The organism is Streptomyces sp. WELS2, assembly GCF_013870595.1.
Lineage (GTDB): Bacteria > Actinomycetota > Actinomycetes > Streptomycetales > Streptomycetaceae > Streptomyces.
Window position 1 is genome coordinate 1 of record NZ_JACBWZ010000842.1, and the last position, 2,616, is coordinate 2,616.

General features: G+C 72.9%; 2 protein-coding genes. Both read left to right on the forward strand.

Annotation, left to right across the window (positions count from 1 at the left end; genetic code table 11):
- A partial coding sequence (locus H5J33_RS30645; protein WP_181798029.1) for a beta-ketoacyl reductase occupies nucleotides 1–1,066 on the forward strand: 1,066 nt, incomplete at its 5' end.
- Nucleotides 1,067–1,068: 2 nt separating this feature from the next.
- The coding region (locus tag H5J33_RS30650) for a type I polyketide synthase (RefSeq protein ID WP_181798030.1) at nucleotides 1,069–2,616 on the forward strand (1,548 nt) is incomplete at its 3' end.

Sequence of the window (2,616 nt, forward strand, 5' to 3'; positions counted from 1 at the left end):
GTCCGACCGCGAGGCGGTGGCGCGACTGCTCGCCGCACACCCGGTCACCTCGGTGATCCACGCCGCCGGCACGCTGGCCGACACCGTGTTGGAATCCCTCACACCGCAGCAGTTCGCGCGTGTGTGGGAGCCGAAGGCCCTCGCGGCGCGGCACCTCCACGAACTGACCTCTGACCTGGAGGCGTTCGTGCTGTTCTCGTCGGCGGCCGGTGTGCTCGGCGGCGCGGGCCAGGCCAACTACGCGGCGGCGAACGCGTACCTCGACGGCCTCGCCGCACACCGGCACGCCCAGGGACAGCCGGCCGTGTCGCTCGCCTGGGGCTACTGGGCGGAGGCCAGCGGCATGACCGGAGGGCTGACCGCCACCGACCGGCACCGCCTGGCCAGGGCCGGCGTACGGCCGCTGCCGACGACGGACGCGCTGGCCCTGTTCGACGCCGCGCTGACCGCGGGCACCCCCACCCTCGCCCCCGTCAGGTTCGACCTGCCGGCGCTGCGCCGCGCCGGCGACCCGCCCACCCTGCTGCGCGAGCTGGTACGGCCCCGGCGCAGGCAGACCGCCGACCGCGTGTGGACGCAGGCCGATGTGCTGCAACTCGTCGTGGGCCAGGTCGCCCTCGTCCTCGGGCACGCGTCACCGCGGGCGGTCGACCCCGACCAGGCGTTCACCGACATCGGGTTCGACTCGCTCACAGCAGTGGAACTGCGCAACCAGCTCGACGCGGACACCGGCCTGCGCCTGCCCGCCACGCTCGTCTTCGACCACCCGACACCGGCCCGCCTCGCCGCCTTCGTGCACACACGGCTGCACGGCACCGGCCCCGACCCCCTGCTCGCCGAACTCGACCAGCTCAAGTCCACCCTGGACGCGGCAGCCGCCGACGCCGACTACGACACCGTCGCGGCCCGTCTCGAAGCGCTTCTCGCAGCCTGGACCGCCAAACGTACCGGCACCACGGCCGGTGTCGACGAGGCCAGCGACGACGAACTGTTCAGCCTTCTGGACGATGCGCACCGCAGGACCGAGGTCATCCGCTCGGGCGAGTCCCGCAACGCTGAGGAGTAGCGATGTCCGACGAAGCAAAGCTCCGCACTTACCTCAAGCGCGCCACGGCCGACCTGGGAGTGCTCACCAAGCGCCTCGCCGACATGGAGGAGGCCGCACGCGAGCCGATCGCGATCATCGGCATGGGCTGCCGCTACCCGGGCGGAGTGGAGTCCCCGGACGACCTGTGGCGGCTCGTCTCGGACGGTGCCGACGCGATCAGCGAATTCCCGCCGGACCGTGGATGGGACGTCGTCTACGACCCCGACCCGGACCGGCCGGGCACGACCTACAGCCGATCGGGTGGCTTCCTCGCCGACGGCGCCGGCTTCGACGCCGGGTTCTTCGGCATCTCGCCGCGCGAGGCACTGGCGATGGACCCGCAGCAACGGGTGCTGCTGGAAACCGCCTGGGAGACCTTCGAGCACGCCGGCATCGACCCGACCACACTCGGCGGCAGCCGCACGGCCGTGTTCACCGGCCTGTGGTCCTCCGGCTACGGCAACCAGCCGCCGCCGGACCTCGAGGGTTTCCTCGCCACCGGAACAGCCACCAGCGCCACGTCCGGGCGGGTGTCGTACCTGCTGGGGCTGGAGGGTCCGGCGGTGTCGGTGGACACGGCGTGCTCGTCGTCGCTGGTGGCGATCCATCTGGCGGCGCAGGCGCTGCGGGCGGGGGAGTGCTCGCTGGCGCTGGCCGGCGGTGTCACGGTCATGGCGACGCCGGCGGGCTTCGTCGAGTTCTCGCGTCAGCGGGGGCTGGCGGCCGATGGGCGGGTGAAGGCGTTCGCCGAGGCGGCTGACGGTACGTCCTGGGGTGAAGGCGCAGGCTTGGTGCTGCTGGAGCGGTTGTCGGACGCCCGTCGCAACGGTCACCGGGTGCTGGCGGTCGTCCGGGGTTCGGCGGTGAACCAGGACGGCGCGTCGAACGGCCTGGCGGCACCGAACGGTCCGTCCCAGGAACGCGTCATCCGGCAGGCGCTGGCGAACGCGGGACTGTCGACGGCGGACGTGGACGCGGTGGAGGCGCACGGCACCGGGACCACCCTTGGCGATCCCATCGAGGCGCAGGCACTCCTGGCGACCTACGGTCAGGGGCGGGACGAGCCGTTGTGGCTGGGGTCGGTGAAGTCGAACATCGGGCACACCCAGGCCGCGGCCGGTGTCGCCGGTGTGATCAAGATGGTCATGGCCATGCGGTACGGGCAGTTGCCGCGGACTCTCCACGTGGACGCGCCGACCTCGCACGTGGACTGGTCGGAGGGCCAGGTCTCGCTGCTGACCGAGGCCCGGCCGTGGCCGGAGACGGAGCGTCCGCGTCGTGCCGGTGTGTCGGCGTTCGGCATCAGCGGCACCAACGCGCACGTGGTGATCGAGGCGGCTGCCGAGGAGCCGGCCGGGGTTTCGAAGGGGTCCGCGGCCGGATTCGCGGGCGGGGTGGTGCCGTGGGTGTTGTCGGCGAAGTCGGACGTGGCACTGCGGGAGCAGGCGCGTCGGCTGCGGACGTTCCTGGCCGCGCACCCGGAGGCCGGCGCGGTCGCGGTGGGCCGGGCGTTGGCGGGCCGGTCGCGT